Source organism: Streptomyces sp. NRRL B-3229, assembly GCF_000719505.1.
In the GTDB taxonomy this organism is placed as follows: Bacteria; Actinomycetota; Actinomycetes; order Streptomycetales; family Streptomycetaceae; genus Streptomyces; species Streptomyces griseorubiginosus.
Window position 1 is genome coordinate 72,084 of the sequence record NZ_JOGP01000006.1, and the last position, 17,627, is coordinate 89,710.

Below are 17,627 nucleotides of genomic sequence, written 5' to 3' on the forward strand. Positions count from 1 at the left end.
GGCGCGGACGGGACCGGGGGAACGTGTCCCGCCCGCGCCAGGTGCACGAGCCGTAGGTACGGGGGGAACCCCGGCTCTGTGCGACGGCCGATGACCAGTCGGCTCACTCATTACTGCGCCACGGCGTCCGAAAACGTCACACCCACCGCGACGATGATTGCGGAGGGTGCGAAAGGTGCAGGTCAGCGGGCCGGGCAGGGTCAGAGCGCGCTGTACGACGGGCTCGGCTCCGGGTCCGGGCCGGGGCTCGGTGACATCGTTTCCCCGCTCGGGCCGGGCGTCGGGGAGAGGGAGGCGGGGTGGGTGGCGCCGCCGTGGGGTCCGGGGCGGTTGTCGTGGGGGGCCATGAACTGGCCGTTGTTCCGGCCGTCCTTGTCGCCCCGGTCGCCTTGCCCGTCGCCGTCGCCGTCGTGGTCGTGATCGCGGTCGTCGCGGCCCTTGCCGCCGCCCCGGCCACCCCCGTCCTTGTCGTCGTTCTTGCCGCCGTGCCCGCCCCGGCCGCCCTTGTGGTCGTCGGAGCCGGCGTGGGCGCCGCCCTCGGACAGGACGCCCTTGCAGAAGGTCCACACCCTCGGCGAGCCGCCCGCCGCACCCTCCAGCGAGCGCTTGCGGTTCGGGTTCAGTTCCTTGCCCTGGTGCAGGTCACGGCAGGACGAGAGAGCGGATCGCCAGTCGCCCTCGGGACGGACGCCGAGCCCCTGGGAGGCCGAGCCGTGGGCCGTGCCGGTGTCACCGCGGGCGGTGTCGCGCGAACCGGCCCCGCCGGACGGGGACCCCTCGGGCGAGGGCGAGACCTCGGGGGCCCGGGGCGAAGAGGACCCGAGCGGACGGGTCGGGGAGGCGTCCGCGGACACCGACGCACCGGGCTCCGGTTCGTCGTTGCCGGACGGCGCCAGGACTCCGGTTCCGGCCACGACCGCGGCTCCGCCCACCACGCCGGCGGCCAGGACGGCGGTCAGGCCGAAGTGCGCGGAGCGGCGCCGGCGGGGCGGCGCGGCCTTCGGACGGGGGGCACCGATGCGTACGAGACCGGCGTCGGCGGGGTCGGCGGGGTCGCCTCCGCCCTGGGGCCGGCTGAGCGCGGGAGGGCTCTCCCAGTCGTCCGCACGGTCCGCGCGCGCCTTGCGGAAGGCGGCCAACGCGGCCTCCTCGCCGGGCAGTTCGGTGCTGGTCGGCGGGGGTTCCGCGGTCAGTGCGGCGAGGGCCCGCGCGAGGAGTTCGGCCTGGTCGCGGGTGGTCTCGTCGACAGCTTCCAGTGACTCGCCGCGCAGCAACCGCTCCGCTGTCTCGAGGTCCAGCCACCTGTAGCTCTCGTCGGCCATCACATGTCCTTCTGCGTCCGTGGACGCATATGCGTCACAGTCGCGGACGTCACCGCACGGTCCTGCGGTTCTCGCTGGGGCGGCAGGGCATCGAGCGCGCCGGTGGATTCCGGATCCGCGTCGAGGAGTTCGGCGAGCCGTTTCAGACCCCGGTGCGCGGCGGTCCGTACGGCGCCCGGGCGCTTGCCCAGGGTCTCTGCGGCGGTCTTGGCGTCCAGGCCGACCACCACCCGCAGCACCACGGCCTCGGCCTGGTCCTGGGGCAGCCGGGCGATGAGCGAGAGGGTGGTGCCGGTGGCGAGCGCCTCGATGGCCTCGCCGGCGGTGTCCGACTCGGCCGGCTTGCCGGTCAGTTCTGTCTCGTCGCCGCCGATGGCGGGGCGGCGGCCGCGCATCCGTATGTGGTCCAGGGCGCGGTTGCGGGCTATCCGGGCGGCCCAGCCGCGGAAGCGGTCCGCGTCGCCGTCGAAGCGGTCCAGGTCACGGGCTATCTGAAGCCAGGCCTCGGAGGCCACGTCCTCGGCGTCCGGATCGCCGACCAGTGTCCGGACGTATCCGAGCAGCCGCGGGTGCACGGTGCGGTACACAGTACGGAACGCGGTCTCGTCCCCGTCCTGCGCCGCAAGCACCGCGGCAGTCAGCTCCGCGTCGTCCCCCAGCACCCGTGAGTCCTCAATACGTGGTCGCGATCGATGGTCGTCGCTTCGAGCCGTCGAGGGTGGTGGTGATCGTTCGAGAGTCACGTTTGATCATTCAACATCCGCGCCCGGCGCGAAAGGCACGTTACGACCTGAAACCGCTGCTCGTCCATGTCCGTACAAAAAGCAACGCCCTCGTGATCCGGGGCGGGGTGTGACACAAACCGCACCCGCGGCGCTGTAGAGAGTACGGGCCGCCGCGCGGCCCGTGCCGCGCGACGGCCGGGGCCTCTCCTGTGGGGGGTGGCGGCCTCGGCCGTCTCCGCGGTGCCGGGCGACCACGGGATCAGGTGCAGCAGACGCGCGTACACCGCGCGAGCGTCTCGGGTACGGCCGTCGTCCTGAAGGACTCGCACAGGAGTCGCACAGGAGTCGCACAGGAGTCGCTCACAGGATCAGCGCTTCCGGGACTGGTTCCCGTCCGTGTTCGACCCCTTGGACCCGTTCGAGCCGCTCGACCCGTTCGACCCGCTCGAGCCGTCCGCCCCCGAGGCCCCCTGCTCCTGCCCGTTCCCGCTTCCGCTCCCCGGCTTCGCGTCGTCGGCGGCACCCGCGGCACCCTTGGCGCCCGCCTCGGCCCCGGTCCCGGCCCCGGTCCCGGTCGAGTCGGTCAGCGCGGCGCAGTAGGCCCTCACCTTCGCCTCACCGCCCGCAGCCGCCGCCAGCCTCCGGTACGCCGTGGAGTCGAGCGCCTTGCCACGGCCCCGGAGCTTCTCGTACGCCCGGCAGTGGGCCAGGGTGTCCTTCGCGGTGGCCGGACGGTCGGCTGGGGCGGTCGCGGAGGACCGGGGGGAGGTCGGTGAGGGGGCCGGGGCACTCGCGGTGACCCCCGGACGTACGCCCTCGTCGCGCGCCGCGCCCTTGGCCGGGCCGTCGCCACCCGCGCCGATCGCCGCGTAGGCGACACCGCCGAGGGTGAGACTCGCCAGCAGCACGGAGAGCGTCGCCTTCCACGACCGCCCCGGGTGCCGCTGCGGGCGGGGCCGCCAGTCGTCCCGCCGCCGGGTCCGCGCCCGGTGCGCCCCGGTGTCCCTCGCCACCCGGAAGGCGTCGACGGCCCGGCGCTCGGCCTCCCCGTCCTCCTTCGCCCCGAGAAGCGCGGCCTCCAGCACCCTCTCGAGCCGGCCCCGGTCGTACGACGGCTGGGGCGCGGGCGACGTCTCGCCGTACGGCCGCTCGTCACCCATGCCGTGTCCGTTCCCGTCCGCCGTGCCCTGCTCGCCTGTCATGTCGACTCCCCCAGCGTCCGGGGGCGCTCATCCGTCACACTCTCGGCGCCTACCAGCTGCGCCAGCCGCTTCAGACCCCGGTAGGCCGCGGTGCGCACCGCGCCGGGGCGTTTGCCGAGGACGCGGGCGGCGGCCGGGCCGTCGAGGCCGACGACGACCCGGAGCAGCACCGCCTCGGCCTGGTCGCGCGGAAGTGCCCGGACCAGGTCGAGGGCGTACTCGGTGGACAGGGACTCCAGCGCCTGGTCGTGGGTGCTGTGCGGGCCGGGCAGGTCCAGCATGTCCTGCTCCAGGGCGGACGACCGGGGCCGTACCTTCTGCCGGCGCAGATGGTCCAGGGCCCGGTGCCGGGCGATGGTCGCGCTCCAGCCGCGGAACCCGGCCCCGTCGCCCCGGAACCGCCCGAGGTCCCGGGCGATCTCCAGCCAGGCGTCGGACGCCACGTCCTCGGCGTCGTCCCCGACCAGCCCGCGCAGATACCCGAGCAGTCCGGGCTGCACCAACCGGTAGGCGACCGCGAACGCGGCCTCGTCGCCCTCCTGGGCCCGCGCGACGGCCGCGCCCAGTTCCCCGTCGTACGCCTGCGCGCGGCGGGGTTCCCCTCCCTGGCCCAAGAACTTTCCTGTCCGTACCGGTTCGTGGCGATTCCACACGTTCTGCGGGCCCGCCCTTGCCCATGTCTCCCATGTCAACAGCGTCCGCCCGCACGGAAGTGTCACAGTCGCGCACCGGTCCCACAGGTCCCTGCGAGCAACTCCTGTGACGTCTGCGATCGTTTGAACGCTGTGTGAGTGCCACCTGTGCAAGAGGTGGCACTTTTGTGACCGGGTTCAGGGGAACTCCGGTAAGTCCAAGGGGTGGGGTAGGTAGTGAGTCGTCGTAACAGGCGTGCGTACAGACCGCTCAGCATGAAACGGCGTGCGTGGCTGACGCTCGGTGCGGTGGTTCTGGGAGGCGGCGGCATCGCCGGCTACGCCGTCGCCAGTCCGTCGACCGACGCCGCGGGGGATCTGACCGAGCGACCGGTGAAGGTCTACAACCTGGGGCTGAAGGCTCCCGAGACCGGCGAGCGCGAGCTGCCGCGCACCGAGACCAAGCAGTTCTCGCTGCTCGGGATCTCCTGGACGGGGGCGACCAAGAAGCTCGACGGCAAGGCGCAGGTACGCACCCGGAGCATCGACACCGGCGCGTGGACGTCCTGGCAGGACCTGGAGACGGACGCGGACCCGGTGGAGGACGCCGACGAGCGGGCCGGGGCGCGCGGCGCGTCCGAACCGCTGTGGGTGGGACCTTCGGACGGTGTCGAGGTCCAGGTCGTCCACGAGGACGGCACCACCAGCGCCGGACTGCCCTCGGGTCTCAGGGTCAACCTGGTCGACCCGGGCGTGACCGCCGCCGAAGCGTCCGACGCCGCGACCGAGCCGGCGGCCTACGCGGAGGACGTGACCCCGAGCCCCTCGGCCGCCTCGCCCACGGCCACCACGCCCCCCGGCCCGGCGTCCAACGTTCCCGAGCCGCCGATCGTCTCGCGCGCCGACTGGGGCGCCGACGAGGACCTGAGCCCCGACCCGTCGGAGTACAACACCGATGTGAAGGCCGTCTTCGTCCATCACACGGCCGGGTCGAACGACTACACCTGCGCGGAGTCGGCGTCGATCGTGCGGGCCATCTACGCGTACCACACCGCCCCGGCCCCCGGCGGCAACGGCTGGAACGACCTCGGCTACAACTTCCTGGTCGACAAGTGCGGCACGATCTTCGAGGGCCGCAAGGGCGGCGTCGACCAGCCGGTCCTGGGCGCCCACACCTACGGCTGGAACCGTGAGTCCGCCGGCATCGCGGTCCTCGGCGAGTACACCGACGCGGGCGCCTCGAACGCCGCCCTCACCTCGGTCGCCCGGATCGCGGCCTGGAAGCTCGGCCAGTACGGCGTCGACCCCGCCTCGACGGTCCAGCTGAAGGCGGGCGCGACCCAGAAGAACCTCGCCGGTACGAGCTTCACGTCCGGCAGCTCCTACCCCTTCAGCGCGATCTCGGGTCACCGCGACGGCTACGCCACCGAGTGCCCCGGCAACAGCCTCTACGGCCAGCTGCCGACCATCCGCGCCTGGGCGGCCGGCCCGGTGCAGGACCTGAAGGTCACCTCGCTGACCGGCGCGACCCTGTCCGGTTCGACGTACTGGACCAAGGGCGCGATCACCGTGAAGTGGTCGACGACCACGCCGGGTTCGCTGATCTCGAAGTTCGAGCTGCTCGTCGACGGCAACGTCGTCACGACGGTCCCGGGTACGGCCACGTCGGCGAACACGACCCTGGCAGCGGGCAGCCACAAGGTCGCGGTGCGGGCGGTGCACCAGTCGGGCAAGACCTCGCCTGCGACCACCGCGCTGACGGTCGTCGCGGACACCACCGCGCCGGTCTTCGCCACCACCCCGAAGATCACCCTGCGCACCGGCACGGTCGAGACCGCCGCCGTCCCGGTCACCCTCGGCTGGAAGGCCACCGACGCGCAGGCGCTGAAGCAGGTCAACCTGGTGTCTCCGACGACGGCCACCTTCGGCCCGACCATCACCAGCTCCAACCGCACCGCCAAGTCCGGCGCGGCGAGCACCTGGTCGATGACGGCGTACGACGTCGCGGGCAACACCCGCACCTCGTCGCCCGCCTTCACGCCGGTGATCCTCCAGGAGACCTCGGCCACGAAGTCCGGCACCTGGACCTCCCGTTCGTCGTCCAGCTACCTCGGCGGGAAGTCGTACTCCAGCGGCTCCAAGAACGCGAGCCTGACCTGGACGTTCACCGGCCGGTCCGCCGCGTGGGTGGTCTCGCGGGCGTCCACCTCCGGGCAGGCGTACGTCTACGTGGACGGCACCAAGGTCGCGACCGTCGACCTGAAGTCCTCCACCACCAAGTACCGCCAGGCGATCTGGGCCAAGTCCTGGTCGAGCAGCACCCAGCACAAGATCAAGATCGTGGTGGTGGGCACCAGCGGCCGCCCGACGATCACCACGGACGGTCTGGTCTACGTCAAGTAGCCGTCCTGGGCACCCGCTTGACCGACTCGGGCGCCCGCTCCCCGCATCCCGGGGAGCGGGCGCCCGTCCCGCGTTCACCGGGCGGCGACAGGGGTCGGCGCGGTCATCGCCGTACGGCACCCGTCGCGTCCCGGCACAGCAGCCGCAGCGAGCCGTCGCCGACGAAACAGCGGCGGGCCTCGTCCACCGGGTCCCAGAGGCGGCCGTCGGGCGTGCGGACCCAGTACTCGCCGCCGGTCGTCCACCACTCGGCACCGGTCTGGCGGACCACGACCTCACCGGCGTAGGCACCGAACCCGCGCAGCACGGTCTCGACGGCGGCGTACGGCGCTCCCTCCCGGCGTATCTCCTCGATGAGCCGGTCGACCCGCCACAGGCTCTGCGCGGAGTAGTCGAGCCGGACCCGGGCACCCTCACGCAGGGCGGACACCGCGTCCGCCGCCCAGCGCACGGGTCTGGCCGCGGCGGCGGGCCGGTGGGCCCGGTGGGTGTTCACGTCGGCGGTCGAACAGGCTGTCGCATGAGCGGTCACATCAGTCGTCACACGGGTGACAGCGCTCCAAGGGGGCCGCGCGTCACACGATCCAGGGGGCTTCAGCGACATCGGCGCAGGACCGACGCACCTTCACCGCAACGCCCTTCGGACAGTCACAGGACCCTTTCGCTCCCGTGGTTGACGCCGGAGTGACGCTTCGGCGCCTCCGTGCGCTCCTGTCTCTGATGAGTGACTACTTCCATCTCCGCGCGGTGCCGCCCTCGGCCCTGCGCAACAGCGCCAACTGGTTGCAACGGCTGTTCGAGGACGACTGGGACGCCGTACGCGAACGCATCGGCCGCCACCGTGAGGAGGTGCTGGACAAGTCCTACCTGGACCACGAACTCCTCTACACCGGCGCCGAGGTGGTCCTGGGCGGGCTGCCGGTCTACCCCGCCGACCACGAAAAGCCGCCCTTCCTCCTGCTGACCGCGGCCAGGACGCACCAGGTCTCGTCATACCTGGGAGCCACCGACTTCGAGGCCCTGTGGCGGCTTGCCCGCGAGGAGTTGCTGCCGAGGTACGGCGGGGCGGGTGCCGAGCGGGAGGCGCGGGGGGTGTTCGCGGCGGCGCACCGGGACCTGACGGCGTTCTACGGTCAGACGGCCCGGTACGGGGACGCGGTCGTCAAGTGGCTGCTCCCGTGAGGATGCTCGCCCCGGCCCTCTCCGTCCCTTCAGCCCCTCCGCCGGCTCCGCCGTGACACCACCGCGCGCAGGACCCGGCGGCCCTCCGTGGACACCTCCAGGGCGGGACGCACACCGGCAGCGCCGTGGCCGGCGAGGAGTTCCAGGACGGTGATCTGGCGGCGGAGCTCGGCGGCGACGAGGGGTGACATGCCCTCCGTACGGCCCTCGCGGCGCTCGTCGAGCGAGCCGGCGGTGTCCTTCAGAGGGTCGAGCAGTTGGTGGATCCGCAGCGCGGCGACCGAGCAGACGTCGGCCCATGCCCGTACCTCGGCACCGGACCGCGCGGCCGGCGCGGCCTCCAGCATCCGCCGCGCCAGTGACACGGCCTCGTCGGCACCGGCGCCCTGGGGGGCGCCCTCCGCCGCCGACCCGAACTCCCCTCCCCCGCCCAGCTTTCCGCGAGCCTGGTCCAGAAGTTCGGCCCACTGTCCGGGGCGGCCGGTGTCGGTCGCGAGGTCGGCCCACAGGGGGCGCAGGACCTCGTCGTCGCCGCCGAGCAGCGGTACACAGCGATCCAAACAAGCCAACCCGCCGGCCGCCAGCCCGCGCTCGTCGGCCTGGCCGATCAGCTCCACCAGACTCATCCACGCCTCCCTCGCGAGCGGCGTTCCCTCACGGAACCCGCACTTCCCCTTACTGCGTGCGATGGCCCGGGAGTGTCACAGGGGCACCACACCGAGTCGGTCGAGCATACGGAAGAAGAGGTTTTCGGCCAACGGGTCGGGTTCGGAGACCAGTACGTCGAGAAGCGGTTCCTCGGCCACCACGTGCCCCGCCTCCGCCGCCCAGGCGACCGCCCGCGCGGCCGCGTCCCGGGGCTCCAGGAAGTAGTCGTCCAGGGCGAGTCCGCCCCCGTCGGAGTCGTCGGGCCCGAGATACCGGGTCATGGCTTCGCGGGCCAGACAGGTCGTCCAGCCCCCGCTCTCCGGGGCCGCCGCCTCGACGACCACGGACGCGCTGTCCATGACGTAACCGAACAGCGCGGGCGAACCGGTCTCGCGGGCGAGGGAGTTCATGTTTCCGACCTCGCCCTCACCGCTCGCGTACTCCCAGACCTGCCATCCGTCGGGCGCCGACTCCCGCAGGACCAGGCCCTCGACTCCGGCCAGCGCGTCCAGTCCGTCGAGCGGCCGCTCCGAGCGGCCCACGACGAAGTAACCCCAGTAGCCCATCCCCGGTCCCCCCGCTGCTCGGTACGGTTCGGGCCCGAATACACCACATCCGTACGGTGGTTCACAGGGGACGGACCAAATCCGTCAGCGCGCGGCCGGCACGAATCCGTCAGACCGCTGCGGGCACCTCGGGTCCTCGCCGGGCCTTCTCGTCCTGCATCCGGGTCAGTCGCAGCACCATCACGGCGGCGACCAGCGCTGCGGCGAGGTCGACGGCGTCGATGAACAGCATCGGAAGCATGGCGTCGTGGATCTCCCGGGCCGTGTGGGCGGCCTTGACCACCTTCGCCAGGAACCACCCGACGAGAGTGGTCAGCAGCCACAGCGTCCACCACAGGTTCACCAGCGCGCGCCCCTTGGGCCGGTCCCCGAGACAGCTCGCGTTCCAGACGTCGAGCACGACCCGGCGCGGGTACCAGGCGCTCGCGATCGGCACGAGCCATCCCGCGATCACCCAGGGGCGCGCCTTGCGGTGCCCGTCGGGCGCGAACACCTCGGCGTTGACCCGCACCCGCCAGAGCCAGACCACGAAGACGATGCCGCAGACGAGCAGCGCGACGGACTGCGCGCCGGCCGCGAGCCCGGTCAGCGCGTCCGCCGTGTCGGCCCGGTCCAGCACCGCGGCCCCGCCGGCACCCGCGGCGAGGTCGCCCGTGGCGTCGTACCGGAGGTAGTCCGCAACGACGGCGAAGAGGTCGACAGCGGCGGCGACGCCCAGGAGCGCCACGGTCGCCCACCCGAGTCCGACCGGTGAGCGCAGCCTGGCCTTCGGCTTGCCCGCGCCGGGCGTCCCGGCGCCGGGCGGGGCCGCGAAGCCGGCGGGCGTGGCGCACGCGGTGCACAGCACAGCGTCCGGTGCCGCTTCGAAGTGATGGCAGCGCGTGCAGAGCATGTGGTCCCCCGAGGTGTGCACGATCTGGGCTGCGGATCAGCCGAGCTGTGTGATGAGCGAGCTGTGGATCAGCCGAGCTGTGATGAGCGAGCTGTGATGAACGGCAGACCGCGCAGGTTCTCCCCAGAGCCTCACACGCGGCATGCGGAACATACGATCCGCCGGCCCCGTACGTCCACCACCCATCGCGGGCCGCTCAGCCCAGCCGGTCGCCCAGCGCCTTGAACTGCGTCCAGGTCAGGGCGGGCTTGCGCGGATCCCACAGCTTCTGCGCGGTCGCCCGCAGCGGCATCCGGACGCCGGCCGCGACCTGGTCCTGCGTCTGCGCGTTCGGGAAGTCGCACCACACCGCGAAGTACCCGCCGAGGATCTGGCCGTCGTACTTCGAGGAGACGGCCGTCGTGCCGCGCACCACCCGCGGGGTCCACTGCTCGTAGATCCGCTGGCCCCTGGGATAGAAGAACTTGTTGGGCTGCCCGAGGACGTAGTAGAGGAACTCGTCGTTGTAGTTGACGACCTTGCGCCCCGCGCTCAGGTACTCCGCCGGCTGCCGGGCGCCGATCTCCTTGCCCGTCCAGTAGGCGACCCGGATGTCACCGGCGGGCCGTACCGACGTCCCGCGGAAGAAGCCGTCGTTCCACGCCAGCGGCGTCTTGCCCGCGGCCCGTACGGTGTCGGCACGGTCGTTGAGCCACCCCGTCGTCAGGTCCGCGACGGTCCCGCCGGCGCCGTAGGCCTTCTGGGCGGCGGCGGCGAGCTGGGGGTAGGTCGCCGCCGGGTTCGACACCATCAGCGCCCGGTACTCGTCCCCGCCGAGATGCCAGTCGGAGCCGGGGAAGAGGTCGGCGTACTCCTTGAGCAGATCGTCGACGATTTTGGCGGACGCGGGCTTGGAGATGTCAATGGTCCCCTGCGGGGCGTTCCCGGCCGCGCTGCGCAGCTGGAGCTCGGGGTGGGCCGCGATGACCGCGCCCAGGTGCCCGGGCGAGTCGATCTCCGGTACGACGGTGATGTGCCGCTGCGTCGCGAGCGCGACGATCCTCCGCACCTGCGCCTTCGTCAGGTGCTGCTTCGAGACGATCTCGGGGTGCGAGTCGGACGCGATCCGGAACCCCTGGTCGTCGGAGAAGTGCAGCTGGAGCCGGTTGTACTTCAGGTCGCCGAGCTCCCTGACCCGGTCCTCGATCCAGCCCGCCGTGAAGCTCTTGCGGGCCATGTCCAGGGAGAACCCGCGCACCGGCTTGGCCGGCTGGTCCCGTACGACGCCCTCCGGGGCCGTACCGCCCCCGTGCACCTCCTGCTTGAGCGTGCGGGTGCCGTAGAACACGCCCGCGTCGTCCGGCCCGCTGATGTCGACCCGCCCGCCGCGCACGGTCATGCGGTACGACTCCGGGGCCGCCCCGGCACCGTGGTCGAGAGCCAGTCGTACGTCCCCGGCGCGCACGTCGCCCTTCTTGCCCGCGTACGTCAGCCCCAGCTCACCGGCGACGAGCCGCCCCTCGTCGGCGAGGCCGGCGTCGTTCACGACCACGCGCCGTCCGGCGGCGGGCCGCCAGCCGGGGCCGCGCGCCGGGGTGTGGGCGCGGACGGCCGGGATGGTGCGCGGGGTGGTGGAGAGCGGGTACGAGCGGGTGGGACTCGGCGTCGGGCTCTGCCTCGGCGCGGCGGCGGACGGCGACAGCGACGGCGCGCGCCGATCGGCTCCCGCCTGCGTCTCCGCCTGCGCGGACCCGGCTGGGGCGCTGTCGTCGTGGCCCGTCCACAGCCCGAGGCCCACCCCGGCCACCACGGTCACGGCGACCGCTCCGGTGATCAGCCCTCTCGTCCGCCTCGTCTGCTTCTCCGGTCGCTTCCTGTGCTGGCTCACACCCTCCACGCTAGGGCCTCAGGAGAAAAGGCGCGTCCACCGCACGTTCCGAAACTCTCCCTTGCGGGTGAAATTCGGGCATCCGTCGGACAGGTCATGTCCACACTCGATAACGTGACGTCACACCGCTCACAGCTTCCCCTGCCGAAACACACGTGACGCCCACACACACTTCTGGCCGAGTGGCCATACCGTCCCTGCCCACGGTTCTGGACGCCTTCAACATCGCCCCCGCCGCCGAGGCCCGGAGCCTCCTCCTGGACTGCCTGCACAGCCTCCGCTGGGCCGAGCGCGTCGCGGCCCACCGCCCCTACCCGACCGTGGAGGCGCTCCTCGCGGCCTCCGACGAGGCGGCGTACGACCTGACATCCGCGGACCTCTCCGAGGCCCTCGCGGCCGAGACGCTCCCGCTGCTCCCCGAGGGGGCCTACTCGCCGGCCCACATGGCCATGGACGCGGCCCACGCCGCGTACGAGGCCCGCTTCGGCCACGCCTTCGTGATCTGCCTGGACGGCCTGCCCGCCGACGAGGCCCTGGACCACGTCCTGGCAGGCATCCGGTCACGATTGACAAACGATCCGGAGGAGGAGCGGGTGGTGGCTGCGGAGGAGCTCCGTCGCCTGGCAAGGGAACGGCTGGTTCGCTTCCTCAGGGGCGCGGGGCGGTAGTCGATCTGCGGCTACCGCCGCGTGGGCGCGAGAACCCCCCACGGCGCCGCACCCGGCACATAGCAGCCGAGACCACCCCAGATGCCGCCGAGGCTCACCCATCCGCGTGCCACTTCGATCACACCGGTAGGCCCCCCGTAAGCCTTCAGCCACCGCTTGGATAGCATGCTGGGGGCCGGTGGACCGTACCCGGCCGGGCCCGACCGACAGACCAAGCCGGCGCGGCCCCAATCCCCGCTCCCGGAGGGACTTCCGTGCCGGCTGGAACGCTGTACCGCGGCCGGGAAGGAATGTGGTCCTGGGTGGCTCACCGAGTCACCGGCGTCCTCATCTTCTTCTTCCTGTTCGTTCACGTGCTGGACACCGCTCTCGTCCGCGTCTCGCCCGAGGACTACGACAAGGTCGTAGCCACGTACAAGACCCCGCTCGTCGCGTGCCTGGAGTACGGCCTCGTCGCCGCCATCCTCTTCCACGCGCTCAACGGCCTGCGCGTCATCGCCGTCGACTTCTGGTCGAAGGGCCCGCGCTACCAGAAGCAGATGCTCTGGTCCGTGGTGGGCCTGTGGGTCGTACTCATGATCGGGGCGATCTACCCCGTCCTCGGCCACGCCGCTCGTGAACTGTTCGGGAGCTGATACCGATGGCGACCACTGAAACCACCGCTTCCGGCATCGGCCCCGTCGAGGGCTCCTCCGGTTACGGCGTCGACAACCCGGCGCCCCTGATCGAGGCCCCGCGCAAGCGCACCAAGAAGACCCCCAAGTCCACGCGCGGCAACTTCGAGATGGCCGCGTGGCTGTTCATGCGGCTGTCCGGCATCGTGCTGGTCGTCCTGGTCATCGGGCACCTGCTGATCCAGCTCGTGCTGGACGGCGGTGTCTCGAAGATCGGCTTCGCGTTCGTGGCCGGCCGCTGGGCCTCCCCGTTCTGGCAGGTCTGGGACCTGCTGATGCTGTGGCTCGCGATGCTGCACGGCGCCAACGGCCTGCGCACGATCATCAACGACTACGCGGAGCGCGCCAACACCCGGCTGTGGCTCAAGGGCCTGCTCTACACCGCCACGGTGTTCACCATCCTGCTGGGCACGCTGGTGATCTTCACCTTCGACCCGAACATCCGCTAGGCACGGGGCTGAGGAATTCCTGATGAAGATCCACAAGTACGACACCGTCATCGTCGGCGCCGGCGGCGCCGGCATGCGCGCCGCGATCGAGTCGACGAAGCGCAGCCGTACCGCCGTGCTGACCAAGCTCTACCCCACCCGCTCCCACACGGGCGCCGCGCAGGGCGGTATGGCCGCCGCGCTGGCCAACGTGGAGGAGGACAACTGGGAGTGGCACACCTTCGACACAGTCAAGGGCGGTGACTACCTGGTCGACCAGGACGCCGCCGAGATCCTGGCGAAGGAGGCCATCGACTCGGTCCTCGACCTGGAGAAGATGGGCCTGCCGTTCAACCGCACCCCGAACGGCACGATCGACCAGCGCCGCTTCGGCGGGCACTCCCGCAACCACGGTGAGGCCCCGGTCCGCCGGTCCTGCTACGCGGCCGACCGCACCGGCCACATGATCCTCCAGACGCTGTACCAGAACTGCGTGAAGGAGGGCGTGGAGTTCTTCAACGAGTTCTACGTCCTGGACCAGCTGATCACCGAGGTCGACGGCGTCAAGAAGTCGGCCGGTGTCGTGGCGTACGAGCTGGCGACCGGCGAGATCCACGTCTTCCAGGCGAAGGCCGTGATCTACGCGTCCGGCGGCTGCGGCAAGTTCTTCAAGGTGACGTCGAACGCGCACACGCTGACCGGTGACGGCCAGGCCGCCGTCTACCGCCGGGGTCTGCCGCTGGAGGACATGGAGTTCTTCCAGTTCCACCCGACCGGCATCTGGCGCATGGGCATCCTGCTGACGGAGGGCGCCCGCGGTGAGGGCGGCATCCTCCGCAACAAGGACGGCGAGCGCTTCATGGAGAAGTACGCGCCGGTCATGAAGGACCTCGCGTCCCGTGACGTCGTGTCCCGCTCCATCTACACGGAGATCCGTGAGGGCCGCGGCTGCGGTCCCGAGGGCGACCACGTCTACCTCGACCTCACGCACCTCCCGCCGGAGCAGCTGGACGCCAAGCTCCCGGACATCACGGAGTTCGCGCGCACCTACCTCGGCATCGAGCCGTACACGGACCCGATCCCGATCCAGCCCACCGCGCACTACGCGATGGGCGGCATCCCGACGAACGTCGAGGGTGAGGTCCTGGCGGACAACACCACCGTCGTCCCGGGCCTGTACGCGGCCGGCGAGGTCGCGTGCGTCTCGGTGCACGGTGCGAACCGGCTGGGCACGAACTCGCTGCTGGACATCAACGTGTTCGGTCGCCGTGCCGGTATCGCGGCGGCGGAGTACAGCCAGAAGGCGGACTTCGTCGAGCTGCCGGAGGACCCGGCCTCGCTGGTCGTCGGGCAGGTCGAGGCGCTGCGCAACTCGACCGGCACCGAGCGCGTGGCGGTCCTGCGCCGCGAGCTCCAGGAGACCATGGACGCCAACGTCATGGTGTTCCGCACCGAGCAGACGATCAAGACGGCGGTCGAGAAGATCGCCGAGCTGCGTGAGCGCTACAAGAACGTGGCGATCCAGGACAAGGGCCGTCGTTTCAACACGGACCTGCTGGAGGCGATCGAGCTCGGCAACCTGCTGGACCTCGCCGAGGTCATGGCGGTCTCCGCGCTGGCCCGCAAGGAGTCCCGCGGCGGTCACTACCGCGAGGACTACCCGAACCGCGACGACGTCAACTTCATGCGCCACACCATGGCGTACCGCGAGGTGGGCGACGACGGCGCCGAGTCGATCCGTCTCGACTACAAGCCGGTCGTCCAGACCCGCTACCAGCCGATGGAGCGTAAGTACTGATGGCAACCCCTGTTCTGGACAAGAAGGACGCGGCCGGCGAGCCCGAGCCCGGTTTCGCCGACTCCCCGTACATCACGGTCACCATCCGGGTGCGCCGCTTCAACGCCGAGGTCTCGGCGGAGGCGGTCTGGGAAGACTTCCAGCTGGAGATCGACCCGAAGGAGCGCGTCCTGGACGCCCTCCACAAGATCAAGTGGGACCTGGACGGCTCGCTGACCTTCCGCCGCTCCTGCGCCCACGGCATCTGCGGCTCGGACGCGATGCGGATCAACGGCAAGAACCGTCTGGCCTGCAAGACGCTGATCAAGGACATCAACCCCGAGAAGCCGATCACGGTCGAGCCCATCAAGGGCCTGACGGTCCTGAAGGACCTCGTGGTCGACATGGAGCCGTTCTTCCAGGCGTACCGCGACGTGATGCCCTTCCTGATCACGAAGGACACCAACGAGCCGACGCGCGAGCGTCTCCAGACGGCCGAGGACCGCGAGCGCTTCGACGACACCACGAAGTGCATCCTCTGCGCGGCCTGCACGTCCTCGTGCCCGGTCTTCTGGAACGACGGCCAGTACTTCGGCCCGGCGGCGATCGTGAACGCCCACCGCTTCATCTTCGACAGCCGTGACGAGGCGGGCGAGCAGCGCCTGGAGATCCTCAACGACCGCGACGGCGTCTGGCGCTGCCGCACGACCTTCAACTGCACGGACGCCTGCCCGCGCGGCATCGAGGTCACGAAGGCGATCCAGGAAGTGAAGCGAGCACTGATCACTCGGCGCTTCTGACGGTTCAGTCACATATCACCGCGAGAGCCCCCTTCCCTTTTTCGGGAAGGGGGCTCTCGTGTGTGTGGCCACGTTCAGGTGACACAGCGTGAACGGGACGCGTGCGGGCCGCCCGGCCTACGATGATGCTCTCGACACCAGCCCAGCAGGAGGCACGCGATGTCCGCAGCATCCGTCGAGCGGCCTCACCACGACCGTCCGCTGATCGCGGAGGCGAACCGCCTCTTGGACCGCCTTCCGGGCCACCGCGTCGAGATCATCGGAGGCCAGATCCTCGTGTCCCCGCCGCCGGACGGTGCCCACGCCACAGCGCTGACCGAGCTCATGGTCCCCTTCCTCGCAGCCGGACTCCACGGAACAGAGTCCAAGGTGCTCCAGGGCGTCGGTCTGTGGCTGCCCAGCGGCACCGAGGATTACGCCGTCCCCGACCTCGCGCTGATGGACGCCGACTTCCAGGAACACCTGGTCGAGAACAACTGCTACGACCCCATCGCCTTCCGCCTCGTCCTGGAGGTCACGTCCAGCAACTACCAGACGGACCTGCGCACGAAAGTCTCCGCCTATGCCGGCGCCGGTGTACCGGCGTACATCATCGTCGACCGCAGGCACAAGCGTCTCCATGTCCTGACGGACCCGGCGCGGGACGAGTACGCCAACCACCGCGTGCACGCCTCCGGCGAGCTCGTCACCCTGCCTGACTTTCTCGGTGCCAAGGTCACCCTCGACGTGGCGGAGATTCTGAAAGCCGGTCAGCCGAAGAGCGATTGACTTCTCGTCACAGCTGAACCACTGGCCTCGACTCCATACAACGTACGCATGGAGCCGGGGCCGCTCCTACGCGATTGACCGTATTCCCCACATGGCAGGTATCTGTCACACTCCGAATTCGGCGACCGTACCACTCGGGTGACCGGTTGCGCGTGGGGGGTCAATGAACACCGAGGTGATTCATGCGCACGATCATGTCGCACACCCTGCACCTCTGGGACTGGTAAGGGCAACCGAGACGGCATTGTTCATCGCCTCACCACTTCTGGCCGCAGGTTCACTTTCGTTGATCGGAGTGGTCTGCGCGGACGCCGGTCACTTCTGGTTCGCAGGCCCTGCACTCGTGCTGATCGTGGCAGCGGTCATCTCATTGCTGTTGAGCATCCAACTCGGATATCACGCGCGCCAGTGGATCTACTCTTACGAAGAACTTCGGAACTGGACCGGTCAAGAGGCACCCAGCCTCGCCCAGCTGAAGAACCAGGCCAAACACTTCCAGAAAGGCAAGGCGAAGCTGGAACGCGCGGGCATGGCGTACGACGTGGGCACCGTGCTCCTCGGCTTCGGTATCGCCCTCGTCCTGGTCCCCCGTGGCCACAACGAGCTCGCGTGGTGCCGATGGATCGCTACAGGACTCGTCAGCGCCGCGGCGGCCGGCCAGGCCCTCTGGATACTCAACACCTATTTTCGATGGCGCTATTGGCTGTTACGGCGTAGGGCCGTGAGAGCTCAGCAGTCCCTGAAGGAGGTGGATCAGCATGATGAATGACGTAACACTCCCCGGCCTGCCGGTGCAATTGATCCAGTGCCCATTCTGCGACAGGTTTCCCACCCCCGAGGACGTCTACCCGCGCGGCGCAACCGACCGCTGGGAAAAGCTCCTGAAAAATGCCGACCAGAACGCCATCAATGACTATCTCGTAAAGGATCGTGCCTTCTTCGAGCACGATCTCGTCGATGGCGGCCGCTGCCCGGCCGAGATCCTCCCCGGGCCTGCTTTCAACGGCATCTCCCGCGGCCAGGCCCTGACCAAGGCAGCCGAACTCATGAGGATTCTCGGGCTGAGCTGACCC

General features: G+C 70.5%; 19 protein-coding genes. 10 read left to right on the top strand and 9 right to left on the bottom strand.

Annotation, left to right across the window (positions count from 1 at the left end):
• Window positions 1-200 precede the first annotated feature (200 nt).
• The 4 genes from IF54_RS0110600 to IF54_RS0110615 all read right to left on the bottom strand — a co-directional run bounded on the left by IF54_RS0110600 (window position 201) and on the right by IF54_RS0110615 (window position 3,863).
• Window positions 201-1,322 carry a hypothetical protein gene (locus IF54_RS0110600; protein WP_037819756.1) on the bottom strand — a complete coding sequence of 374 codons (1,122 nt, stop codon included), beginning with the start codon at window positions 1,320-1,322 and terminating at the stop codon, window positions 201-203.
• On the bottom strand, window positions 1,322-1,984 hold the full coding sequence (locus IF54_RS0110605) for an RNA polymerase sigma factor (protein ID WP_030316932.1): 663 nt from the start codon (window positions 1,982-1,984) through the stop codon (window positions 1,322-1,324). Before IF54_RS0110605 ends, IF54_RS0110600 begins: the two co-directional genes overlap by 1 nt.
• A gap of 431 nt (window positions 1,985-2,415) precedes the next feature.
• Window positions 2,416-3,249 carry a hypothetical protein gene (locus IF54_RS0110610; protein WP_051735393.1) on the bottom strand — a complete coding sequence of 278 codons (834 nt, stop codon included), beginning with the start codon at window positions 3,247-3,249 and terminating at the stop codon, window positions 2,416-2,418.
• Window positions 3,246-3,863, bottom strand: coding sequence for an RNA polymerase sigma factor (locus tag IF54_RS0110615; protein WP_030316936.1), 618 nt, complete (start codon window positions 3,861-3,863; stop codon window positions 3,246-3,248). The genes IF54_RS0110610 and IF54_RS0110615 overlap by 4 nt, the downstream gene beginning before the upstream one ends.
• 294 nt (window positions 3,864-4,157) lie before the next feature.
• Here IF54_RS0110615 and IF54_RS0110620 point away from each other — a divergent pair, with 294 nt between their 5' ends.
• The gene (locus IF54_RS0110620; RefSeq protein WP_030316938.1) at window positions 4,158-6,284 is read left to right on the top strand and encodes an N-acetylmuramoyl-L-alanine amidase; all 2,127 of its coding nucleotides are present in this window, start codon (window positions 4,158-4,160) and stop codon (window positions 6,282-6,284) included.
• A 103-nt stretch (window positions 6,285-6,387) separates the two neighbouring features.
• Here the strand turns inward: IF54_RS0110620 and IF54_RS0110625 are convergent, their stop codons facing one another.
• On the bottom strand, window positions 6,388-6,780 hold the full coding sequence (locus tag IF54_RS0110625; RefSeq protein ID WP_030316941.1) for a hypothetical protein: 393 nt from the start codon (window positions 6,778-6,780) through the stop codon (window positions 6,388-6,390).
• A 224-nt stretch (window positions 6,781-7,004) separates the two neighbouring features.
• On the opposite strand from IF54_RS0110625, the gene IF54_RS0110630 reads away from it, so the two are divergent.
• Window positions 7,005-7,466: a DUF1877 family protein gene (locus IF54_RS0110630; protein ID WP_030316942.1), complete on the top strand. Its 462-nt coding sequence runs from the start codon at window positions 7,005-7,007 to the stop codon at window positions 7,464-7,466.
• A 29-nt stretch (window positions 7,467-7,495) separates the two neighbouring features.
• Here the strand turns inward: IF54_RS0110630 and IF54_RS0110635 are convergent, their stop codons facing one another.
• The 4 genes from IF54_RS0110635 to IF54_RS0110655 all read right to left on the bottom strand — a co-directional run bounded on the left by IF54_RS0110635 (window position 7,496) and on the right by IF54_RS0110655 (window position 11,439).
• Entirely contained in the window at window positions 7,496-8,092 is a 597-nt protein-coding gene (locus IF54_RS0110635; protein ID WP_030316944.1) for a hypothetical protein, read from the bottom strand.
• 75 nt (window positions 8,093-8,167) lie between these two features.
• Entirely contained in the window at window positions 8,168-8,680 is a 513-nt protein-coding gene (locus IF54_RS0110640) for a hypothetical protein (RefSeq protein ID WP_030316947.1), read from the bottom strand.
• Window positions 8,681-8,789: 109 nt separating this feature from the next.
• Window positions 8,790-9,572 (bottom strand): DUF4328 domain-containing protein, encoded by a 783-nt coding sequence (locus IF54_RS0110645; protein ID WP_030316949.1) that lies wholly within the window; start codon window positions 9,570-9,572, stop codon window positions 8,790-8,792.
• 196 nt (window positions 9,573-9,768) lie between these two features.
• Window positions 9,769-11,439 carry a beta-N-acetylhexosaminidase gene (locus IF54_RS0110655; protein WP_051735413.1) on the bottom strand — a complete coding sequence of 557 codons (1,671 nt, stop codon included), beginning with the start codon at window positions 11,437-11,439 and terminating at the stop codon, window positions 9,769-9,771.
• Window positions 11,440-11,594: 155 nt separating this feature from the next.
• Between IF54_RS0110655 and IF54_RS0110660 the strand changes: the two genes are divergently transcribed.
• From IF54_RS0110660 to IF54_RS0110695, 8 genes are all read left to right on the top strand, one after another.
• Window positions 11,595-12,107, top strand: coding sequence for a 2-oxo-4-hydroxy-4-carboxy-5-ureidoimidazoline decarboxylase (locus IF54_RS0110660; RefSeq protein WP_030316953.1), 513 nt, complete (start codon window positions 11,595-11,597; stop codon window positions 12,105-12,107).
• A 254-nt stretch (window positions 12,108-12,361) separates the two neighbouring features.
• Entirely contained in the window at window positions 12,362-12,742 is a 381-nt protein-coding gene (gene sdhC / locus IF54_RS0110665) for a succinate dehydrogenase, cytochrome b556 subunit (RefSeq protein ID WP_007384241.1), read from the top strand.
• Window positions 12,743-12,747: 5 nt separating this feature from the next.
• A complete protein-coding gene (locus tag IF54_RS0110670) occupies window positions 12,748-13,230 on the top strand; it encodes a succinate dehydrogenase hydrophobic membrane anchor subunit (RefSeq protein ID WP_020135645.1) in 483 nt (160 codons plus the stop codon).
• A gap of 22 nt (window positions 13,231-13,252) precedes the next feature.
• Window positions 13,253-15,007, top strand: coding sequence for a succinate dehydrogenase flavoprotein subunit (gene sdhA, locus IF54_RS0110675; protein ID WP_030316956.1), 1,755 nt, complete (start codon window positions 13,253-13,255; stop codon window positions 15,005-15,007).
• Window positions 15,007-15,786 carry a succinate dehydrogenase iron-sulfur subunit gene (locus IF54_RS0110680; RefSeq protein ID WP_030316959.1) on the top strand — a complete coding sequence of 260 codons (780 nt, stop codon included), beginning with the start codon at window positions 15,007-15,009 and terminating at the stop codon, window positions 15,784-15,786. Before sdhA ends, IF54_RS0110680 begins: the two co-directional genes overlap by 1 nt.
• 159 nt (window positions 15,787-15,945) lie before the next feature.
• Entirely contained in the window at window positions 15,946-16,554 is a 609-nt protein-coding gene (locus IF54_RS0110685; RefSeq protein ID WP_030316960.1) for a Uma2 family endonuclease, read from the top strand.
• A gap of 163 nt (window positions 16,555-16,717) precedes the next feature.
• Window positions 16,718-17,323, top strand: coding sequence for a hypothetical protein (locus IF54_RS40470; protein ID WP_159002112.1), 606 nt, complete (start codon window positions 16,718-16,720; stop codon window positions 17,321-17,323).
• Window positions 17,313-17,624 carry a hypothetical protein gene (locus IF54_RS0110695; RefSeq protein ID WP_030316965.1) on the top strand — a complete coding sequence of 104 codons (312 nt, stop codon included), beginning with the start codon at window positions 17,313-17,315 and terminating at the stop codon, window positions 17,622-17,624. Before IF54_RS40470 ends, IF54_RS0110695 begins: the two co-directional genes overlap by 11 nt.
• Window positions 17,625-17,627: the final 3 nt, after the last annotated feature.